At 52.9% G+C, this 238-nt stretch carries 1 protein-coding gene; it reads left to right on the forward strand.

Features of this window, described 5'->3' with window-relative positions:
* A partial coding sequence (locus ACTHTK_RS10330; RefSeq protein ID WP_440379754.1) for an aldehyde dehydrogenase family protein occupies nt 1–238 on the forward strand: 238 nt, incomplete at both ends.

Here is a 238-nt window from a genome sequence, read left to right on the forward strand (position 1 = left end):
AACCCTGTTGACCGACACCGACAAAAACATGGACATCATGAAGGAAGAAACCTTCGGCCCTGTCCTGCCCGTTTCCAATTTCGACACGCTCGCCCAAGTCATCACATTGGCAAACGACTGCGAATTCGGTCTGACCAGCTCCGTGTACACAACAAACCTGAACGAAGCCTTCTACGTCACCCGCCGCCTGCAATTCGGCGTAACCTACATCAACCGCGAAAACTTCGAAGCCATGCAG

This window comes from Neisseria sp. P0006.S009, from assembly GCF_051962915.1.
Classification (GTDB): Bacteria; Pseudomonadota; Gammaproteobacteria; order Burkholderiales; family Neisseriaceae; genus Neisseria; species Neisseria subflava_E.